Origin of the sequence: Pseudomonas sp. HY2-MNA-CIBAN-0224 (genome assembly GCF_040310285.1) — a bacterium.
In the GTDB taxonomy this organism is placed as follows: Bacteria; Pseudomonadota; Gammaproteobacteria; order Pseudomonadales; family Pseudomonadaceae; genus Aquipseudomonas; species Aquipseudomonas helleri.
This window is the reverse complement of sequence record NZ_JBEOPQ010000247.1, coordinates 1-363: the sequence shown is the minus strand read 5'-3', so window position 1 is coordinate 363 and position 363 is coordinate 1. Positions and strand designations below refer to the sequence as shown.

Below are 363 nucleotides of genomic sequence, written 5' to 3'. Positions count from 1 at the left end.
CGGGATATCCAGTAGGCAGAAGTTACCGTTACCTTGCCAAGTACCATCGACCACTTTTTGATGATAGTGAATGCTGGCGCGCATAGCAGTCAGCATGAGCATAAAGGTATGTTCAGGAACGCTTTTGACTGCGTAACCCGCGACATTGTACAGTGCGACATTATGCTTATTACAAGCCTCTTGATCGACGTTATTCATCCCCGTGGCAGTCAATTGGATAAGCTTCAGGTTGGGGAGTTTACTTATTACTTCTGCATCAATTTGGACTTTATTGGTGATGATAATATCAGCGTCTTTGCAGCGCGCCAAAATAACGTCATTGTCTTTTGGCGTATCATCATAAGTCACATAATCACTGATGCC

Annotated in this window: 1 protein-coding gene; it reads right to left on the bottom strand. The window is 44.1% G+C overall.

Features of this window, described 5'->3' with window-relative positions:
* The coding region (locus AAEZ03_RS26250; protein ID WP_502947956.1) for a Rossmann-fold NAD(P)-binding domain-containing protein at positions 1 to 363 on the bottom strand (363 nt) is incomplete at both ends.